Raw genomic sequence first — 17,269 nt, forward strand, 5'->3', positions numbered from 1 at the left:
GATCAGCCCGCCTGCTCCTGGATGATCGCGATCTTCTGCCACACCTTCCGCGCCATGTCCGAGGTGAGGGTCTCGATGCCCTCCACCGCATCCAGCACGTCCCCGTCCGTGGTGTCCTCCGCGAACAGCGCCGCGGTCTTGCCTACCAGGGACAGCATCTCGGTGCAGTAGTCCAGGTACTGGGTCATCTCGGAGCGGGTCATCCGCAGTTCTCCGCCGCGCTCGTCGGTCGTTGCCGACGCCGCCGCGCCGTCCCGCGCGGGACCGGTGCCTGGGCCGCGGGGGTGCGCGGGCGACGTCGTGCCCCCGGCCTCCGGGCGGGCGGTCGGCAGGCGCTCGGGGACCTTCACGAGCTGGTGCATGTCGATCACGTGGGCCAGCGAGCGCAGCCGGTGCAGCACGCGCAGCACCCGGGCGCGCTCCATGCGCTGGGGCACGGCCAGCAGGAAGAAGATGGCGATGCCCGCAAAGACGAGGTCGTTGACCACGGTCTCCAGCAGGGGCAGCCAGTCCACGGGGCCCAGGGACTCGGGGTTGGACCAGATGCTCGCGGCGGCCAGGGCGATGGCCGTGCCGAAGACCAGCAGCACCACCAGCACGCCGAGCCGCGAGAGCAGCCGGGCCGAGCGGATCCGGCGCCGGCTGATGCCGCCGCCCTCCACCACCTCGTCCACCAGGGCGATCAGCTCACCGCCCACCTCCCACAGGCTGCGGCGGGGGAAGCGGGTATAGATCCGGCGCTGCAGGGTGGCGGCGGAACCGCGGACGGCGGCGCTGTCGAGGCGCTGGTAGCGGCTGCCGGCCGGAGGGCCGTCGTCGTGGTCGTCGGGGCGCGCGGGAAGCGGGCGAGGGGAACGCATCCCAGCAGGGTACGCGAGGGCTGCGATGTGCAAAGGACAACCGGTGCGCCGCTCGGGGGAGACGGCAGTGCGGGGCCGGGGTCCTCAGGAGCAGCACGGCCTCGCCCCGCCCGTCGTCAGGGAGGGGCGAGGCCGCGTCAGGCCTGGCCGCGGCTCAGGAGGCGGCCCGTGGGCGTCTCGTAGTCCACCTCGTGCCCGCCCACGAAGGTCGCGCGCACCTTCCCGGAGAGCACCTTGCCCTGGTACGGGGTGATGGGGTTCTTGTGGTTCAGGCGCTGGGCGTCCACCACGTAGCTCTCGTCCGCGGCGAAGACCGCCATGTCCGCGTCGTAGCCCAGGGACAGCTTGCCCTTGCCGCGCAGACCCACGCGCTCGGCCGGGCGCGTGGACATCCACCGCACCACGCGCTCGAGCCCGACCCCGCGGCGTCGTGCCTCGGTCCAGATCAGGGACAGGCCCAGCTGCAGCGACGAGACGCCGCCCCACGCGACCCCGAAGTCCCCGTTGCCCATGTCCTTGAGGTCCAGGGTGGAGGGGGAGTGGTCCGAGACGATGTAGTCGATGGTGCCGTCGATCAGCCCCTCCCACAGCTTCTCCCGGTTGGAGACCTCGCGCACCGGCGGGCAGCACTTGAACGCGGTGGCGCCGTCCGGGATCTCCTCGGAGAGCAGCGTGAGGTAGTGCGGGCAGGTCTCCACGGTGATGTCCAGGCCGTCGTTCTTGGCGGAGCGGATCATGGGGATCGCGTCCGAGGAGGACAGGTGCAGGATGTGCGAGCGGGCCCCGGTCCAGCGGGTGCGCTCGATGACCTCCGCGATCGCGATGTTCTCCGCACCGCGCGGGCGGGACTTCAGGAAGTTCTCGTACACGTTGCCGTTGGGCTGCGGGGCCTTGTCGATGGTGCGGGAGTCCTCCGCGTGCACGATCAGCAGCGAGTCGAAGGTCTTGATCTCGGCGAGCGCCTCCTCCATCTCGTCCGCCTCCAGGTGCGGGAACTCGTCCACACCGGAGTGCAGCAGGAAGCACTTGAAGCCGAACACGCCGTCGTCGTGCAGGGGGCGCAGGTCCGCCTTGTTCCCGGGAATCGCACCGCCCCAGAAGCCGATGTCCACGAACGCGTTCTGCTGCGCGAACAGCCGCTTGTACTCGAGGGCGGCCGTGTTCACGGTGGCCGGCACGGAGTTCAGGGGCATGTCCACGATGGTGGTCACACCGCCCGCCGCGGCCGCCCGCGTGGCGGTGGCGAAGCCCTCCCACTCGGTGCGCCCGGGCTCGTTCACGTGCACGTGGGTGTCCACGAGGCCGGGCAGCAGGCTCTCGTCCTCGGCGAGCTCCACGACCCGCACGCCCTGCAGACCGGCGCCGAGCGGTTCGATCGCGGCGATCTTGCCGTTCCGCACGCCCACCTCCCGGGGCACGAAGTGGTCCCCGCACATCACCCGGTGGCCGCGGACCACGAGGTCGAACTCGCCGTCCCGCCGTCCGGTGCCCCGGGCCTCCGCGGACTCGTCCGCCCCCGTGAGGTGATGCTCGGCTCGGTACTCCCGGATCAGTTCGCGCACGTGCTCCGCACCGTTGACCTCGGCGGCCAGCGCGATCTGCGCGGCGCGCTCACCACCCCGTTCGGCCCGGTTCTCGGGGGTCTCCGCGAGGTTCGAGTTCTGTTCCGCAACCTCCTCGGGGGACTCGTCCCGCTCGGGGGACGACGCCGCCCGCTCCACCTTCGCGCGCACGTCCACCGTGGCCTGTTCGTCGTTCCGGGCGGGGTCCGTGGAGGCCGCGTGCTCGGGCCGCTGCGGCGCGCTGTCCGGTGCCGCGGCGTCGTCGTGCGAGGGCTTGCGGGAACCGCGTTGGGGTGAAGCGTTCATGTCGGTGGTCCTTTCGGTGGGGCGTGCCGGTGATGCGGCAGAAGTGGGTGGGCGTACGGGTGCTACTGCGAGCGTAGGCGGTGACCCACCTCACGCAGCAGGCGCGGGGCCTCGCGCATGGAGGTGGCCGTGTCCGGGGCGAGGGCGCGGAGCTCGTGGACGGCGGCGAAGCCCGCTTCGGTCAGCGCCTCCTGGGAGAGGGTGGTGCGACCGCACACGGCGATCACCGGGACCCCGTGGCGCCGGCCCACCCGCAGCACGCCCAGCGGGGTCTTGCCGCCCAGGCTCTGCTCGTCCAGGCTGCCCTCGCCCGTGACGAGCAGGTCCGCACGCGCCACGGCGGCGTCCAGATCCACGAGGTCCAGGACCACGTCCACGCCGGGCCTGCGCTCGGCCCCGAGCACCGCGAGCGCCGCGTACCCCACGCCACCGGCGGCACCCGCTCCCGGGGCATCCGCGGCGGCGCGGGCTGGCTCGCCGAGCGCGTCGGCGAGCCGGTCGCGGAAGGTGCCCAGGGCGGCGTCGAGGTCCATGACATCCTGCGGCGAGGCGCCCTTCTGGGGGCCGAACACGGCGGCGGCTCCGCTCGGACCGGTCAGAGGGTTGTCCACGTCCGCGGCCAGCACGAACTGCGCCTCCCGCACGCGGGGGTGCAACCGGGAGGCGTCCACGGTGTGCAGGTGCGCGAGTGCCGCGCCGCCGCGGGGGAGGGGCTCGCCGTGCTCGTCCAGCAGCCGCAGACCCAGCGCGGTGAGCATCCCGGCGCCGCCGTCCGTGGTGGCGCTGCCGCCCACGCCCAGGACCACGCGCGTGCACCCGGCGTCCAGGGCGGCGGCGACCAGCTCGCCCGTGCCGTGGCTCGTGGCGGTGCGGGCCTGCAGCACGGGCTCGCCGTCACGGTGGGGCAGGGCGGCCGGGCCCGAAGCCAGCGCCATCTCGACCACGGCCTCGTCCCCGCGCCGGGCCCACGCCGCGGCCACGGGATCTCCCGCCGGGCCCGTGACGGTGAGGTCCTGGCGCGTGAAACCGGCCTCCAGGGCGGCGTCGAGGGTGCCCTCACCGCCGTCGGCCACGGGCAGCTCCACCACGTCCGCGTCCGGTGAGGCGTCCCGGATCCCGGCCGCGAGGTGGGCGGCGGCCTCGCGGGCGGTCACGGAGCCCTTGAACTTGTCGGGTGCCACCACGATGCGCACGGCGCCTCCTTGCGGAACGGTCTCGGTCACGGCCGGAGCGCCCCGGTGGTGTGCGTCCCTCGGGGCCATTCCAGCACGACGACGCCGCGGGGCCCCGTTCCGCACGCCGCCCGGCGGGAGCGCGCTGGCACCGCTCTGAGCGGATGCTCGAACGTGCACGGTGCGGCCAGGCACCCGACCGGTGACGCGGCTCTCATGCCCGCTCCGACCGTGGCAGCCACGCGAACGGGTCCTCGCGGGACGGAGTGTATTCGAGGGCGACGTCCCCGGTGTAGCCGAGCTCGCGGGACCGGGCCACCCAGTCGAGCAGCGGCAGCCCGCCGGTGCCCGGTTCGTGGCGACCGGGGGCGTCCGCGATCTGGACGTGTCCGAAGTCCGCGGCATGGGCTTCGATGACGGCGGGAACGTCGTCGCCGTTGACGGCCAGGTGGTAGAAGTCCGCGAGCAGCCGCACGTTCTCCCGGTCCACGGCGTCGACCACCGCGAGCGCGTCCGCCGCGGTTCTGAGGGGGTAGGCGGGGACGCCGGAGACCGGTTCGAGCAGCACCGTCCCGTCCAGCGGGGCGAGAAGGTTTGCGGCGTGGCGGAGGTTTGCGAGCGCCGTCGTCCGCTGCTCCTGCGCGCCGAGACCGTCGAGGCGGTTGCCGTGCAGCGCATTGAAGTGGCGGCATCCCGTGGCGCGGGCGATCTCCGCGACCACGTCCACGTTCGCGCGGAACTCCGCCGTGCGGGAGGGGTGGGAGAGCACGCCGCGCTCGCCGGAGGGCATGTCCCCGGCGTAGAAGTTGAGCCCGGTGAGCTGGACGCCCGCGTCCTGCAGCGAGGCCACGAAGGCGTCCACCTCCTCTTGAGGTGGGGTGGGGGAGTCGAACGGCCACCAGAACTCCGCGCGCGTGAAGCCGTGCCGGGCGACCGCGGCCGCGCGGTCGAGCAGGGGGAGGTCCGCGAACACGATCGAGGCGTTGACGGTGTAGTTCACGTGTCCTCCTGCCGCCGCCGCACTGCGGTCATGTTCCATGATGTGGAAATACAGTTCTTCCAGGTGAAAAATTATCGACCGAATGTGATGCGCGTCAACCTCTCGTGTGAGATCTTGGGAGCCGCACGATGCGACGGCGCCTCAGCTCTCGCAGCCGTGCACCCGGCGGGCACCGAACCCGGCGCCCCGCCGCGCACGATCCTAGGAGAGCCCATGTCCACCCCAGACGTTCCACGGACCCCGGACCAGGCCGCCGGTCGCCCCGTTCCCGGACAGGTCTACGGTCCGCGCTCCGTGGCCGTGGAACCGCCGCCGGACACCTCCGACAAGCTCTACAACGTGGACCTCGCGCCCACCAGCCGCCACGGCCGCACGTGGAGCGCGTACAGCATCTTCACGCTGTGGGCCAACGACGTGCATTCGCTGGGCAACTACGGCTTCGCCATCGGTCTCTTCGCGCTGGGACTCGGTGCGTGGCAGGTGCTCACCGCGCTCGGTGTGGGGGCGCTGCTGCTGTTCGTGCTGCTGTGCCTGTCCGGGTTCATGGGCTTCAAGACCGGTGTGCCCTACCCCGTGATGAGCCGGATCTCCTTCGGCGTGCACGGGGCGCAGCTGCCCGCGGCGGTGCGCGGGATCGTGGCCATTGCGTGGTTCGGGATCCAGACCTACCTGGCGTCCGTGGTGCTGCGGGTCATGCTCATCGCCCTGGTGCCGTCCCTCGCGGAGCTGGACGCCAACAGCGTTCTGGGGCTGTCCACCCTGGGCTGGATCAGCTTCGTGGCCCTGTGGATCATCCAGGTGGTCATCGTCTGCTACGGCATGGAGATGATCCGACGGTACGAGGCGTTCGCCGGGCCCATCATCCTGGTGACCATGGTGGCGCTCGCGGTGTGGATGCTGGCCCGCGTGGACTTCTCGATCGCCTGGAGCATCGACGACCCGCTCACTGGCGGGCAGATGTGGCTGCACATCCTGGGCGGTGGCGCCCTGTGGGTCTCCATCTACGGGACCTTCGTGCTGAACTTCTGCGACTTCACCCGCTCGGCCATGAGCCGCGGGGCGATCGTGCGCGGGAACTTCTGGGGCATTCCCATCAACATGCTGCTGTTCGGACTCATCGTGGTCTCGCTCGCGGGCGCCCAGTTCAAACTGGACGGCACCGTGATCACCTCCCCGGCGGACATCGTGCAGACCATCCCGTCCACCCCGCTGCTGGTGCTCGCCTCCCTGGCGCTGCTGATCCTCACGGTGGCCGTGAACCTCATGGCCAACTTCGTGGCGCCCACCTACGCGCTGACCAACATGTTCCCGCGGGCGCTGAACTTCCAGAAGGCCGCGATCCTCTCCGCCGTGATCGGCCTGGTGATCCTGCCCTGGAACCTCTACAACTCACCCGTGGTGATCGTGTACTTCCTGGGCGGACTGGGTGCGCTGCTGGGTCCGCTGTTCGGGATCATCATGGTGGACTACTGGCTGATCCGCCGCTCCAGCGTGAACGTCCCCCAGCTCTACGTGGACACCCACGACGGTGAGTACTTCTACCGCCGCGGTGTGAACCCCCGCGCGATCGGGGCGTTCGTCCCGGCCGCCCTCGCCTCCCTCGCGGTCGCGCTGCTTCCGGTGTTCCACGGCGCCAGTGAGTTCTCGTGGTTCATCGGCGCCGGCCTCGGCGCCCTGTGCTACCTGGTGATCGCCAAGCGCGAGCCCGAGTACACGGACCAGCACGGCGAGGCCATCGCCGTGGCCACCACGCACTGACCCGTCCCGTTCCCGCAATCCCAGGAGGAGATGACATGCGCATCCTGACCGTCAACGTGAACACCACGCAGTCCATGACCGAGTCGATCGTGGAGGCGGCGCGCGCGGTGGCCGAGCCCGGAGTGGAGGTCGTGGGGCTCACACCCTCGTTCGGCGCGCCGTCCTGCGAGGGAAACATGGAGTCCTACCTGGCCGCGGTGGGGATCATGGACGCGGTGCTCGCATACGAGGAGCCGTTCGACGCCGTGATCCAGGCCGGGTTCGGCGAGCACGGGCGGGAGGGGCTGCAGGAGCTGCTCGACCAGCCGGTCGTGGACATCACCGAGGCAGCGGCCTCCATGGCCACGTTCGTGGGGCGCAGCTACTCGGTGGTGACCACCCTGGACCGCACCGTGCCGCTCATCGAGGACCGGCTGCGGCTGGCTGGGCTCATGGAGCGGTGCGCGTCCGTGCGGGCGTCGAACACGTCGGTGCTGGACCTCGAACGGGACGAGACTGCGGCGATCCAGTCGATCGTGGACGAGGCGAAGCAGGCCATCGCCGAGGACCGCGCAGAGACGATCGTGCTGGGCTGTGGCGGGATGGCCGCGCTGGAGAGCGCGGTGCGCGAGCAGTGCGGCGTGCCCGTGGTGGACGGTGTGGCCGCGGCGGTGACCGTGGCGCAGTCGCTCGTGCGGCTGGGGCTGCGCACCTCGAAGTCCCGGACCTACGCGCGGCCACTGCCGAAGGAGCTGAAAGGTTTCCCTCTGGGGAGGTGAGCCGCGGACTTCCCGGAATCGGACGGATCTGCCCACCCCGGCCACGCAGGTCCAGGCGGGCCGAGCTCCGGCTGTCTTCTCCGGGGACGCGCTCAGCCCACGGGGACCCCGAGCGTGCCCAGCAGCTCCACCACGCGCCGCCTGATCTCGTTGCGGATGGGCCGCACGGCGTCAACGCACTGCCCCGCAGGGTCCTGCAGCGCCCAGTCCTCGTAGCGCTTGCCGGGGTAGTAGGGGCACGCGTCCCCGCACCCCATGGTGACGATCACGTCCGAGGCCTCCACAGCATCCGGGGTGAGCACTGTGGGCCTCTCAGCGCTGAGGTCGATGCCCTCCTCGAGCATGGCCTCGTGGACCGCCGGGTTGATGGAGGCGGCGGGCGCGGAACCGGCTGAGCGGACCTCCACGGCACCGCGCGAGAGGAGCCGCACGTAGGCGGCCGCCATCTGGGAGCGTCCCGCGTTGTGGACGCACACGAACAGCACGCTGGGGTTCCGGTGACTCATGCGCGGACCCCCTGGTGGGGGAAGTGCTTGCGGAGGGCCAGGCTCACGTAGACGAGACCCACGAGGGCCGGCACCTCGATGAGCGGCCCCACCACGCCGGCCAGTGCCTGACCGCTGGTCACACCGAACGTGGCGATGGCCACCGCGATGGCCAGCTCGAAGTTGTTGCCGGCGGCGGTGAAGGCGAGGGTGGTGGTCCGCTCGTAGGAGAAGCCCAGTGCACGTCCCAGCAGGAAGCCGCCACCCCACATCAGCAGGAAGTAGGCGAGCAGGGGAAGGGCGATCCGCACCACGTCGAGCGGGTGTGAGGTGATCTGCTCACCCTGCAGGGCGAACAGGACCACGATGGTGAACAGCAGGCCGTACAGGGCCCACGGGCCGACCTTGGGCAGGAACGAGGACTCGTAGGCCTCCCGGCCCCACTTCTTCTCGCCGATGAGCCGCGAGAGGTATCCGGCCACGAGCGGGACCCCCAGGAAGACGAGCACGGACGCCGCGATGCGCCAGGGAGAGACGTCCAGCTGGGCCTCCTCCAGCCCGAGCCACCCCGGCAGCACCTCCAGGTAGAACCACCCGAGGGCGCCGAACGCGATGATCTGGAAGATCGAGTTGAGGGCCACGAGCACGGCGGCCGCCTCACGGTCACCGCACGCAAGGTCGTTCCAGATGATGACCATGGCGATGCAGCGCGCCAGCCCCACGATGATGAGACCCGTCCGGTACTCCGGGAGGTCGGGCAGAAAGATCCAGGCGAGGGCGAACATCAGCGCGGGACCGACCACCCAGTTGAGCAGGAGGGAGGCCCCGAGCATGCGCTTGTCACCGGTCACGGTGTCCAGGCGGTCGTAGCGCACCTTGGCGAGCACCGGGTACATCATCACGAGCAGGCCGATCGCGATCGGCAGCGAGACCCCCTGGATCTCGACGGTGCCCAGTGCCTCCCCCAGTCCCGGCACCAGACGGCCCAGCGCGAGTCCGGCAACCATGGCCGCAATGATCCACACGGGCAGGAACCGGTCGAGGGTGGAGAGGCGGGCGGCCGGGGGTGTGTCAGTTCTCAAGGTCGTCTCCAGTGGTGCGGCACGAGCGGGTGGCGTCGTTGGAGGCTCCCGCCTCAGCGGCCCAACTGTGCGCCGGAGGGCCGGTTCGCGGGGGACAGGCGCCCCGTGGCTGAGCACCCCGTGAACCCTGCTTAGACAGAAACCAATACAGTCCAGGTTGCCCGCCGTATAGACAGTTGTCAAAATAGGCGCATGACCTCGGCTGAGCTGCACATCGACAACGCGTCCGACGGCGTCGAGCGCTCGGCCGCCGTGTTCAAAGCCCTGGCGGATCCGGTGCGCCTGCGCCTGTACCTCGCGATCCGAAAGGCACTGCCCGGGAGCATCTGCGTGTGCGATCTCCCGGACTTCGATCTGTCCCAGGCGACCATTTCGCACCACCTGCGCAAGCTCCGGGAGGCCGGGCTCGTCAGCTCGCGCCGGCAGGGTACGTGGGTGCACTACACCGCGCAGGAGGGTGTGTTCGAGCTGGCCGTCGATTCAGTGGTGTAGAGCCGTGCCCCGCCCTCGTCCGTCGTGGCGCCCTTGAACGCCCCGAGCGGGTGCGGATTGGCACGAACCGCTTTCCCCTGAAATGACCTGACCGGGGTCACAGGTCTACAGTCACATCCCATGACTACTAATGTTGCTGCCTATCAGGCCGTCGCCTCCGGTGCTCCGCTCGAGAAGGGCACCATCGAGCGCCGGGACCTGCGCCCGGACGACATCCGCATCGAGATCGAGTTCGCCGGGATCTGCCACTCGGACATCCACACCGTGCGCGAGGAGTGGGGGCCAATCGACTTCCCGCTCGTCCCCGGGCACGAGATCATCGGTCGCGTCACGGAGGTCGGCTCCGAGGTCCAGAAGTTCACCGTGGGGGAGCGCGCGGGCGTGGGGTGCCTCGTGGACTCGTGCCGTGAGTGCGAGTGGTGCCTCAAGGGTGAGGAGAACAACTGCCCGAAGGCTGTGGGCACCTACCGCGGCAAGGACCGTTTCACGGGGGAGCAGACCGACGGCGGGTACTCCACCGAGATCATCGTGTCCGAGGCCTTCGCCCTGCACATCCCCGAGAACCTGGACCCTGCGGCCACCACGCCGCTGCTGTGCGCTGGGATCACCACGTACTCCCCGCTGCGCACGTGGGGTGTCACCGAGGGCTCCAAGGTGGCCGTGGTGGGCATGGGCGGGCTGGGCCACGTGGCCGTGAAGCTCGCCGCCGCCATGGGCGCGGAGGTGACCGTGATCAGCCAGACCCGCTCCAAGGAGGAGGACGGCCGCCGCTTCGGCGCCACCGACTGGATCGCCCGCACGGAGGACCCGGAGGCGCTGTCTCAGCACAAGGGCGAGTTCGACGTCATCATTAACACCGTCTCGGCGCACGTGGACGTCCAGGAGTTCATGGCCACCCTGCGCCCGCACGGCGCCATGGTGCTGCTGGGTCTGCCCACCGAGACCCTCGAGGTGAAGGCCCCGCTGCTGGTCAGCGGCCGCAAGTCCCTCACGGGCTCCAACATCGGCGGCATCCGCGAGACCCAGGAGATGCTCGACTTCTGCGGTGAGCACGGGGTCACGGCGGAGATCGAACTCATCAACGCCGAGGACCTCAACGACGCCTACGACCGCGTGGTGGACTCAGACGTGCGCTACCGCTTCGTGATCGACGCGAAGACCATCTGAGGCAAGACCCAGGCACGCCGACTACGGCGCCCCGGACCTTCGCGGTCCGGGGCGCCGTCGTCGTGCGTCTCACCGCGCTCCACTACCCTGAGCCCATGGCCCGAACCCTGAACGACCTCTCCTGGCCCCGCCGCACCGAGCGGCTCACCGTGGGTCGCCTCGCCCCAGAAGATGCCGACGCCCTGTGGGCCCTCAAGAGCGACCCGGAGCTGAACCGCTGGACCACCAGGCTCTACGACTCACGCGAGGAGTTCCGGGCGGACTGGGACGCCCTGGCCACCACCCACCTGATGGCCCACTGGGAGGGGCAGCTCGCGGCCTACCTCATGGTCAAGCACCAGGACGCGTGGTCCCAGACGGACGTCACCGAGCAGGCCCGGGGGCAGCAGGTGGAGCTCGGCTGGGTGGTGGCGCCCTGGGCCCAGGGCCGTGGCGTGGCCACGGAACTCGTGCGCGAAGGCCTGGCCATCGCGTTCGACATGGGTGTCCACCGGGTGGAGGCCGGCTGCTTCGCGGAGAACACCGGCTCCTGGAAGGTCATGGAGAAGGTGGGGATGCGCCGAGAAATCCACACGGTCAGGGACTGCATGCACCGGGATGGTCAGTGGCACGACGGCTACGGCTACGCGATGCTCGCGGAGGAGTTCCGCGGGCGGTGAGTACGCAAGGAGCCGTCGGGCGCAGGGCCCGGCGGCCCCTTCTCGGACGGGCGGGGTCTACCGCCCCGCGTGCCCTCCCAGGGAGAGCGGCGCGTGCCGGTTCACGTCCTTGTACAGCAGGTACCGGAACGGCTTGGGGCCACCGGCGTAGCAGGCCTGCGGGCAGAACGCGCGCAGCCACATGAAGTCGCCCTCCTGGACCTCCACCCAGTCCTCGTTGAGCCGGTACACGGCCTGGCCCTCCAGGACGTAGAGCCCGTGCTCCATCACGTGGGTCTCCGCGAAAGGGATGATCCCGCCGGGCAGGAACGTCACGATGGTCACGTGCATGTCGTGGCGCAGGTCCTTCTGGTCCACGAACCGCGTGGTGGCCCAGCGCCCCTCGGTGTCCGGCATTGGGGTGGGCTCGATGTCTCGCTCGTTGGTCACGAACGACTCCGGCTTGGGGATGCCCGCGACCTTCTGGTAGCGCTTGCGGATCCACATGAACCGGGTGTGCTCGCCCCCGCGGTTGTGCGCCGTCCACGTCTCGCCGGGTGCGATGAACGCGTAGCCGCCGGGTTCCAGGGTGTGCGTGTCCTCGTCCCCGGGCTCGTCGCCGAGGGTCAGCTCCAGGGAGCCCTCCATGACGAACAGCACGGCTTCGGCGTCCGGATCGTCCTCGGGCTTGTCGGAGCCGCCGCTGGGGGCCACCTCCACGAGGTACTGCGAGAAGGTCTCCGCGAAGCCGGTCATGGGCCGCGCGAGCACCCACAGCCGGGTGTCCTCCCAGAACGGCAGGTAGGAGGTCACGATGTCCCGCTGCGTGCCGCGCGGAATCACGGCGTACGCCTCCCGGAACATCGCGCGGTCCGTGAGCAGGTCCGTCTGCGGCGGGTGCCCCCCGCGGGTGGCCCAGTACGTGCGCTCGGTCATGGGGTCTCTCCTGTCTCGGGGCTCCTGCGGTCTCCCGCGGACGACGACGCCGCCGCGCCCGGGTTGGCCACGGCCCGCACCGTCTCCGGATCCAGGCCCTTCTCGCGCAGCTCGTCCTCGCTCACCGCACCGCACAGTACCCCGCGCACCACGTAGCGGGCGAGGGCCCGGGCGGTGGCGGGCTCGTCCGCCACGTCCGCCGTCTCGATGCCCGGCACGGACCGGCCGGCATAGGCAACCAGGCGGCGGGCGGCGTCGTCGAACGCCCCGCGGTAGAAGGCGTAGTTGGCGAGGAAGCGCGTGGGCAGCTGGTGGGCGTGCAGGTCCCACCCCTGGTAGAAGCCGCGCTCCAGGGAGCGGCGGACCAAGCGCGCGTGCAGCGCCCAGGTCTCGCGGCGCTGGGCGGCGTCCCCCACGGGCAGCCGGTTGGTGGAGCCGTCCGAGAGGTGCACACCCGTGCCGCCCACGGCCACCTGCATCACGTTCTTGGCGTGGTCTGCGGCCGGGTGCTCCAGGGACTGGAACTGCCCCGAGATCCCCAGGGACGCGGAGTAGTCGTACGTGCCGTAGTGCAGGGCCGAGACCCGATTCTCCGCGGCGCGCAGCATCGCCGGAATGGGGCACGTGCCGTCCGGGCCCAGGATCATGGCCGGGGTCTCCATCTGGATCTCGAACCGCAGTCGCCCGGCGGGCAGACCCAGGGCGTCCTCGAGCGCCTCGCACGCCTCCACCATCACGGCCACCTGCTCCACCGCCGAGACCTTGGGCAGGGTGAGCACGAGCCCCTCGGGGAGCCCGTCCTCGCTGACCCCGGCCTCCGTGAGCCCGCCCTCGCGCACGAGGGTGCTCAGGAACAGGTCCAGGGTGCGCAGCCCGCGGGCCCGGGTGGCCGCCTCGAAGCACTTGAAGCGGATGCCCGCGAAGGCCGGGGCCGGAGCCTCACCGGAGGCGCGGTTCCGGGCGAACGCGGCCACCGTGTGGGCGGCGCGCACGGCATCGGCGTCCTCCTCGGCGTCCGGGCGCTCGCCGTAGCCGTCCTCGAGGTCCAGGCGCAGGTCCTCGACCGGTTCCGTGCGCAGCTTGCGCGCCACCCGCTCCACGAGATCGGGTACCGCCGCGGCGTCGATCCCCGCGAGCTCGGCCAGGGCCCCGAGCCCGCCCGCCTCCTTGGCCGCCGACGCCGCCGCGGCACCCCACTCGGCGGGCGTCCGCTCCGTGACGAGGTCCGCCGGGACGTAGCACGTGTGCACGGGCTGGCGGGTCCCGGAGTCCCCGGGGAGGAACCGTGCGAGGTCCGCGTCCGTGCCCGCGAGCAGCAGGTCCGCGCGGCGGCCGAAGCCCTCGGGCAGAGAGGGGGCGGCCCCCGCCGCGCCGCGCGGGGCGGTCGTGGCGGGGGCCGAGGTGGCGTCCGGGTGCGCCGGTGTCACTTGCTGCCTTCCATGAGGTCGTAGGCGGACAGCGTGAGGAACGCCGGGTAGTCCTCCCTGAGCACCATGTCCGAGATGAGCTTGCCCGCGGGCACGAACCACTTCTCGTAGTTCTCCTGGTCGATCTCACCGCGCAGCACCTCGAGCTGCGTGTCCAGTGCGTCGGAGACGAGCTCGCGCGTGGCGGTGTTGCCGGTGTCCGTGTAGACCACACCGTTCTTGATCTGCTGCCAGATCTGCGAGCGGGAGATCTCCGCGGTGGCGGCGTCCTCCATGAGGTTGTGGATGGCCACCGCGCCGCTGCCGGACAGCCACACCGCCACGTAGCGGATGGCCACGTACAGGTTGGCGTTGAGCTCCTTCTCGGTGCGCTGGTCACCCGCGGAGGGCACGTCCAGCAGCATCTCGGCGGTCACGTCCACCTCGGGGCGCTGGCGGTCCACCTGGTTCGGCTTCTCGCCGAGCACGCCGTCGAAGACCTCCTGGCACACGGGCACGAGGTCCGGGTGGGCCACCCACGAGCCGTCGAAGCCGTCCTCGGCCTCGCGGGTCTTGTCGTTGCGGACCTTCTCGAACGCGGCCCGGTTGATCTCCTCGTCCTTGCGGGAGGGGATGAACGCGGCCATCCCGCCCATCGCGAAGGCCCCGCGCTTGTGGCACGTCTGCACCAGCAGGTCCGTGTACGCGCGCATCAGGGGAGCGGTCATGGTCACCGCGGAGCGGTCCGCCAGGATGAACTTCTCCCCGGCGTCCCGGAAGTACTTGATGATGGAGAACAGGTAGTCCCAGCGCCCCGCGTTGAGCCCGGAGGCGTGGTCCCGCAGCTCGTAGAGGATCTCGTCCATCTGGAACGCGGCGGGGATGGTCTCGATCAGCACGGTCGCGCGGACGGTGCCGTGCTCGATGCCCAGGTACTCCTCCGCGAACGTGAACACGTCGTTCCACAGCCGCGCCTCCAGGTAGGACTCCATCTTGGGCAGGTAGTAGTAGGGGCCCTGCCCGTTCTCGATCAGCTGCTTCGCGGTGTGGAAGAAGTGCAGCCCGAAGTCCGTGAGGGAGCCGGAGCCGGTCTTGCCGTTGACCGTGATGTTGTACTCGGGCAGGTGCCAGCCGCGCGGGCGCATGACCACCACGGCCAGGGGCACGTCCTCGCGGAGCTTGTACTCCTTGCCCTCCGGGGAGGTGAAGCCCAGGGTGCCGCGGGCGGCGTCGCGCAGGTTGGCGATCGCGTCCACCTGGTTGGCCCAGCTGGGGGAGGCGGCGTCCTCGAGGTCCGCGAGCCACACCTTGGCGCCGGAGTTCAGGGCGTTGATGGCCATCTTGGCGGGCGACGCCGGTCCGGTCATCTCCACGCGCCGGTCCTGCAGCGCCTCGGGGGCCGGGGCCACCTTCCAGTCGCCCTCCCGGACCTCGCGGGTCTCGGGGAGGAAGTCCATGGTGCCGGTCTCGGCGGCCTGCGCGCGGGCGGTCTCGCGCTTGCCGAGCAGCTCCTCACGGCGGTCCGCGAACTTCTCGTGCAGCGCCTCCACGAACGCGAGGGCCTCCTCCGAGAGGATCTCGTCCGCCGCGGCCACGTTCTGCGGGGTGGTGTGGGTGATGCTCATGGAGTGCCTCCAATTATCCGTATTGTGGAAAAATTATTCCATTAACACGAGTTTAGACATAGGATGTGACCCAGGACAAGGCCCTGCTGAGACGCGGGCCACACGTGCGAGGCATCACCGGGATCGCCCGAACCCGGCCGTGGCCGTTCGGTCCCGCCGCGGCGCGACCCGACCGGCGGTGAGCCACGCACGACACCATCGACGACCGAGGGAGCGCACGGATGCCAGAGGCCAGGAGCACGGGCGGGGTGCAGTCCGTCGAACGGGTCTTCGGCCTGCTCGACATCATCACCGCAGCCGGGGGAGAGATCTCGCTGAGCGAGCTGGCCTCCAGGGCGCAGCTGCCGCTGCCCACCATCCACCGGCTGCTGCGCACCCTGATCCCGCTGGGCCACGTGCGCCAGCTGCCCAACCGCAGCTACGCGCTGGGCCCGGGACTCATCCGGCTGGGCAACGCCGCGGGGCTCGCGCTGGGCACCTACGCGCAGCCCGTGCTGCAGGGGCTCGTGGACCAGCTGGGGGAGTCCGCGAACATGGCCGTGCTGGACGGGCGGATGGTCGTGTACGTGGGGCAGGCGCAGTCCTCCCACTCCATGCGCATGTTCACCGAGGTGGGCCGCCGCGCCCACCTGCACGGCACCGGCGTGGGCAAGGCCATCCTGGCCACCCTCCCGGAGGAGCAGGTGGTCTCGATCGTCACGTCCATGGGCATGCCCACCCCCACCGAGAAGAGCCTGGGCACGGTGGAGGAGCTGCTCGCGGACCTGGCACTGGTCCGCGAGCGCGGCTACGCCGTGGACGACGAGGAGCAGGAGATCGGCGTGCGCTGCTTCTCGGTGCTCGTCCCGGACGCCCCCACCCCCACGGCGATCTCGGTGTCCGGGCCCACCACGCGCGTGGACTGGGACTTCGGCGAGCGCGCCATTCCCTTGCTGCGAGAGGCCGCGGTGCAGCTGTCCGGGCAGCTCTCCCGCGCGGGCTGAGGCGGACGACGACGCCGTGCCCGTCCGCTCTGCCGCGCCTCGCCGCAGCGCGCGAACGGGGCCGAGTGCGAGGGTGCGGGTCAGCGGCGCTGCGGCAGGGCGGCGTCGTGCTCCGTGAGCAGGGATTCGAGGTACGCGCCGTAGCCGCTCTTGTGCAGCGTGGCGGCCTGCTCCCGCAGCTGCTCGTCCGAGATCAGGCCCATGCGCCAGGCGACCTCCTCGGGACAGCCGATCGAGGTGCCCTGGCGCGCCTGGACGGTGCGGATGAAGTTGGTGGCGTCCGCGAGGGAGTCGAACGTGCCGGTGTCCAGCCACGCGGTGCCGCGCGGCAGTACGTGCACCGCGAGCTCGCCCCGGTCCATGTACATCCGGTTGAGGTCCGTGATCTCCAGCTCGCCGCGCGGTGAGGGCGTGAGCGAGCGGGCGAACTCGACGGCGCGCCGGTCGTAGAAGTAGAGCCCCGGGACCGCGTACGGGCTGCGGGGGTGCGCGGGCTTCTCCTCGATGGACACGGCCTGCCCGGCGGCGTCGAACTCCACCACGCCGTACGCGCTGGGGTCCGCCACCCGGTACCCGAAGATCGCGGCCCCCTGGAGGTCGTGGAAACGGCGCAGCTGGGTGCCGAGTCCCGGACCGTAGAAGATGTTGTCGCCCAGGATGAGGCACACGCTGTCGTCCCCGATGTGCTCGGCACCCAGCAGGAACGCCTGGGCGAGCCCGTCCGGGGACTCCTGCCGGGCGTAGGAGATCTCCGCGCCAAAGCGGGAGCCGTCCCCGAGCAGCTGGCGGAACTGGGCGGCGTCGTGCGGGGTGGTGATCACCAGGATCTCCCGGATGCCCGCGAGCAGCAGCGTGGAGAGCGGGTAGTAGATCATCGGCTTGTCGTAGACCGGCACGAGCTGCTTGCTCACGCCCAGGGTCACGGGGTGCAGACGGGAGCCCGTGCCGCCCGCGAGGATGATGCCCTTCATGTCCCCATTGTGGCAGGGGTGCATGTCCTCGCATCGACACGGGTCCGGTGGGCGGGGCGTCGTCCGGC

16 protein-coding genes are annotated in these 17,269 nt (G+C 70.8%); 6 read left to right on the forward strand and 10 right to left on the reverse strand.

The features are described from left to right. Window positions 1-2: 2 nt before the first annotated feature. From HMPREF2833_RS02745 to HMPREF2833_RS02760, 4 genes are all read right to left on the reverse strand, one after another. A complete protein-coding gene (locus HMPREF2833_RS02745; RefSeq protein ID WP_070636625.1) occupies window positions 3-860 on the reverse strand; it encodes a hypothetical protein in 858 nt (285 codons plus the stop codon). A 137-nt stretch (window positions 861-997) separates the two neighbouring features. Next, complete coding sequence (gene allB / locus HMPREF2833_RS02750) at window positions 998-2,317, reverse strand: allantoinase AllB (protein ID WP_083310922.1); 1,320 nt, start codon at window positions 2,315-2,317, stop codon at window positions 998-1,000. Window positions 2,318-2,790: 473 nt separating this feature from the next. After that, window positions 2,791-3,921 carry a glycerate kinase gene (locus HMPREF2833_RS02755; protein ID WP_070636626.1) on the reverse strand — a complete coding sequence of 377 codons (1,131 nt, stop codon included), beginning with the start codon at window positions 3,919-3,921 and terminating at the stop codon, window positions 2,791-2,793. Window positions 3,922-4,114: 193 nt separating this feature from the next. Then, window positions 4,115-4,900 (reverse strand): hydroxypyruvate isomerase family protein, encoded by a 786-nt coding sequence (locus HMPREF2833_RS02760; RefSeq protein ID WP_101888092.1) that lies wholly within the window; start codon window positions 4,898-4,900, stop codon window positions 4,115-4,117. Between the two features lie 213 nt (window positions 4,901-5,113). Between HMPREF2833_RS02760 and HMPREF2833_RS02765 the strand changes: the two genes are divergently transcribed. Both HMPREF2833_RS02765 and HMPREF2833_RS02770 read left to right on the forward strand, forming a co-directional pair. Continuing rightward, window positions 5,114-6,658 carry an NCS1 family nucleobase:cation symporter-1 gene (locus HMPREF2833_RS02765; RefSeq protein ID WP_070636628.1) on the forward strand — a complete coding sequence of 515 codons (1,545 nt, stop codon included), beginning with the start codon at window positions 5,114-5,116 and terminating at the stop codon, window positions 6,656-6,658. 35 nt (window positions 6,659-6,693) lie between these two features. Continuing rightward, the gene (locus HMPREF2833_RS02770) at window positions 6,694-7,416 is read left to right on the forward strand and encodes an aspartate/glutamate racemase family protein (RefSeq protein ID WP_070636629.1); all 723 of its coding nucleotides are present in this window, start codon (window positions 6,694-6,696) and stop codon (window positions 7,414-7,416) included. 92 nt (window positions 7,417-7,508) lie between these two features. Here HMPREF2833_RS02770 and HMPREF2833_RS02775 read toward each other — a convergent pair whose 3' ends face one another. Beyond that, window positions 7,509-7,922 carry an arsenate reductase ArsC gene (locus HMPREF2833_RS02775; protein ID WP_070636630.1) on the reverse strand — a complete coding sequence of 138 codons (414 nt, stop codon included), beginning with the start codon at window positions 7,920-7,922 and terminating at the stop codon, window positions 7,509-7,511. After that, window positions 7,919-8,983, reverse strand: coding sequence for an ACR3 family arsenite efflux transporter (gene arsB, locus HMPREF2833_RS02780; RefSeq protein WP_070636631.1), 1,065 nt, complete (start codon window positions 8,981-8,983; stop codon window positions 7,919-7,921). The genes HMPREF2833_RS02775 and arsB overlap by 4 nt, the downstream gene beginning before the upstream one ends. A 192-nt stretch (window positions 8,984-9,175) precedes the next feature. Between arsB and HMPREF2833_RS02785 the strand changes: the two genes are divergently transcribed. From HMPREF2833_RS02785 to HMPREF2833_RS02795, 3 genes are all read left to right on the forward strand, one after another. Next, window positions 9,176-9,475, forward strand: coding sequence for an ArsR/SmtB family transcription factor (locus HMPREF2833_RS02785; RefSeq protein ID WP_070636632.1), 300 nt, complete (start codon window positions 9,176-9,178; stop codon window positions 9,473-9,475). A 120-nt stretch (window positions 9,476-9,595) separates the two neighbouring features. After that, complete coding sequence (locus tag HMPREF2833_RS02790; protein ID WP_070636633.1) at window positions 9,596-10,642, forward strand: NAD(P)-dependent alcohol dehydrogenase; 1,047 nt, start codon at window positions 9,596-9,598, stop codon at window positions 10,640-10,642. Between the two features lie 95 nt (window positions 10,643-10,737). Then, window positions 10,738-11,301 (forward strand): GNAT family N-acetyltransferase, encoded by a 564-nt coding sequence (locus HMPREF2833_RS02795; protein ID WP_070636634.1) that lies wholly within the window; start codon window positions 10,738-10,740, stop codon window positions 11,299-11,301. Between the two features lie 57 nt (window positions 11,302-11,358). Here HMPREF2833_RS02795 and HMPREF2833_RS02800 read toward each other — a convergent pair whose 3' ends face one another. The 3 genes from HMPREF2833_RS02800 to aceB are packed head-to-tail and all read right to left on the reverse strand — an operon-like array spanning window position 11,359 to window position 15,247. Beyond that, window positions 11,359-12,216: a bifunctional allantoicase/(S)-ureidoglycine aminohydrolase gene (locus HMPREF2833_RS02800; protein ID WP_070636635.1), complete on the reverse strand. Its 858-nt coding sequence runs from the start codon at window positions 12,214-12,216 to the stop codon at window positions 11,359-11,361. Then, window positions 12,213-13,643 carry a DUF6986 family protein gene (locus HMPREF2833_RS02805; RefSeq protein ID WP_070636636.1) on the reverse strand — a complete coding sequence of 477 codons (1,431 nt, stop codon included), beginning with the start codon at window positions 13,641-13,643 and terminating at the stop codon, window positions 12,213-12,215. Before HMPREF2833_RS02805 ends, HMPREF2833_RS02800 begins: the two co-directional genes overlap by 4 nt. Continuing rightward, on the reverse strand, window positions 13,640-15,247 hold the full coding sequence (gene aceB / locus HMPREF2833_RS02810) for a malate synthase A (RefSeq protein ID WP_070636637.1): 1,608 nt from the start codon (window positions 15,245-15,247) through the stop codon (window positions 13,640-13,642). The genes HMPREF2833_RS02805 and aceB overlap by 4 nt, the downstream gene beginning before the upstream one ends. Before the next feature lie 221 nt (window positions 15,248-15,468). On the opposite strand from aceB, the gene HMPREF2833_RS02815 reads away from it, so the two are divergent. Further along, a complete protein-coding gene (locus HMPREF2833_RS02815; RefSeq protein ID WP_070636638.1) occupies window positions 15,469-16,230 on the forward strand; it encodes an IclR family transcriptional regulator in 762 nt (253 codons plus the stop codon). Between the two features lie 80 nt (window positions 16,231-16,310). Here the strand turns inward: HMPREF2833_RS02815 and rfbA are convergent, their stop codons facing one another. After that, window positions 16,311-17,201, reverse strand: coding sequence for a glucose-1-phosphate thymidylyltransferase RfbA (gene rfbA / locus HMPREF2833_RS02820; protein WP_070636639.1), 891 nt, complete (start codon window positions 17,199-17,201; stop codon window positions 16,311-16,313). Window positions 17,202-17,269: the final 68 nt, after the last annotated feature.

It is taken from the genome of Kocuria sp. HMSC066H03 (assembly GCF_001812045.1).
Lineage (GTDB): Bacteria > Actinomycetota > Actinomycetes > Actinomycetales > Micrococcaceae > Kocuria > Kocuria rhizophila.

Bases quoted from the DNA above. Each gene is read 5' to 3' on its own strand.
- HMPREF2833_RS02775 (WP_070636630.1), bottom strand. From the start codon at position 7,922: ATGAGTCACCGGAACCCCAGCGTGCTGTTCGTGTGCGTCCACAACGCG.
- HMPREF2833_RS02785 (WP_070636632.1), top strand. From the start codon at position 9,176: ATGACCTCGGCTGAGCTGCACATCGACAACGCGTCCGACGGCGTCGAG.
- HMPREF2833_RS02770 (WP_070636629.1), top strand. From the start codon at position 6,694: ATGCGCATCCTGACCGTCAACGTGAACACCACGCAGTCCATGACCGAG.
- aceB (WP_070636637.1), bottom strand. From the start codon at position 15,247: ATGAGCATCACCCACACCACCCCGCAGAACGTGGCCGCGGCGGACGAG.
- HMPREF2833_RS02790 (WP_070636633.1), top strand. From the start codon at position 9,596: ATGACTACTAATGTTGCTGCCTATCAGGCCGTCGCCTCCGGTGCTCCG.
- HMPREF2833_RS02815 (WP_070636638.1), top strand. From the start codon at position 15,469: ATGCCAGAGGCCAGGAGCACGGGCGGGGTGCAGTCCGTCGAACGGGTC.
- HMPREF2833_RS02800 (WP_070636635.1), bottom strand. From the start codon at position 12,216: ATGACCGAGCGCACGTACTGGGCCACCCGCGGGGGGCACCCGCCGCAG.
- rfbA (WP_070636639.1), bottom strand. From the start codon at position 17,201: ATGAAGGGCATCATCCTCGCGGGCGGCACGGGCTCCCGTCTGCACCCC.
- HMPREF2833_RS02765 (WP_070636628.1), top strand. From the start codon at position 5,114: ATGTCCACCCCAGACGTTCCACGGACCCCGGACCAGGCCGCCGGTCGC.
- HMPREF2833_RS02795 (WP_070636634.1), top strand. From the start codon at position 10,738: ATGGCCCGAACCCTGAACGACCTCTCCTGGCCCCGCCGCACCGAGCGG.
- HMPREF2833_RS02745 (WP_070636625.1), bottom strand. From the start codon at position 860: ATGCGTTCCCCTCGCCCGCTTCCCGCGCGCCCCGACGACCACGACGAC.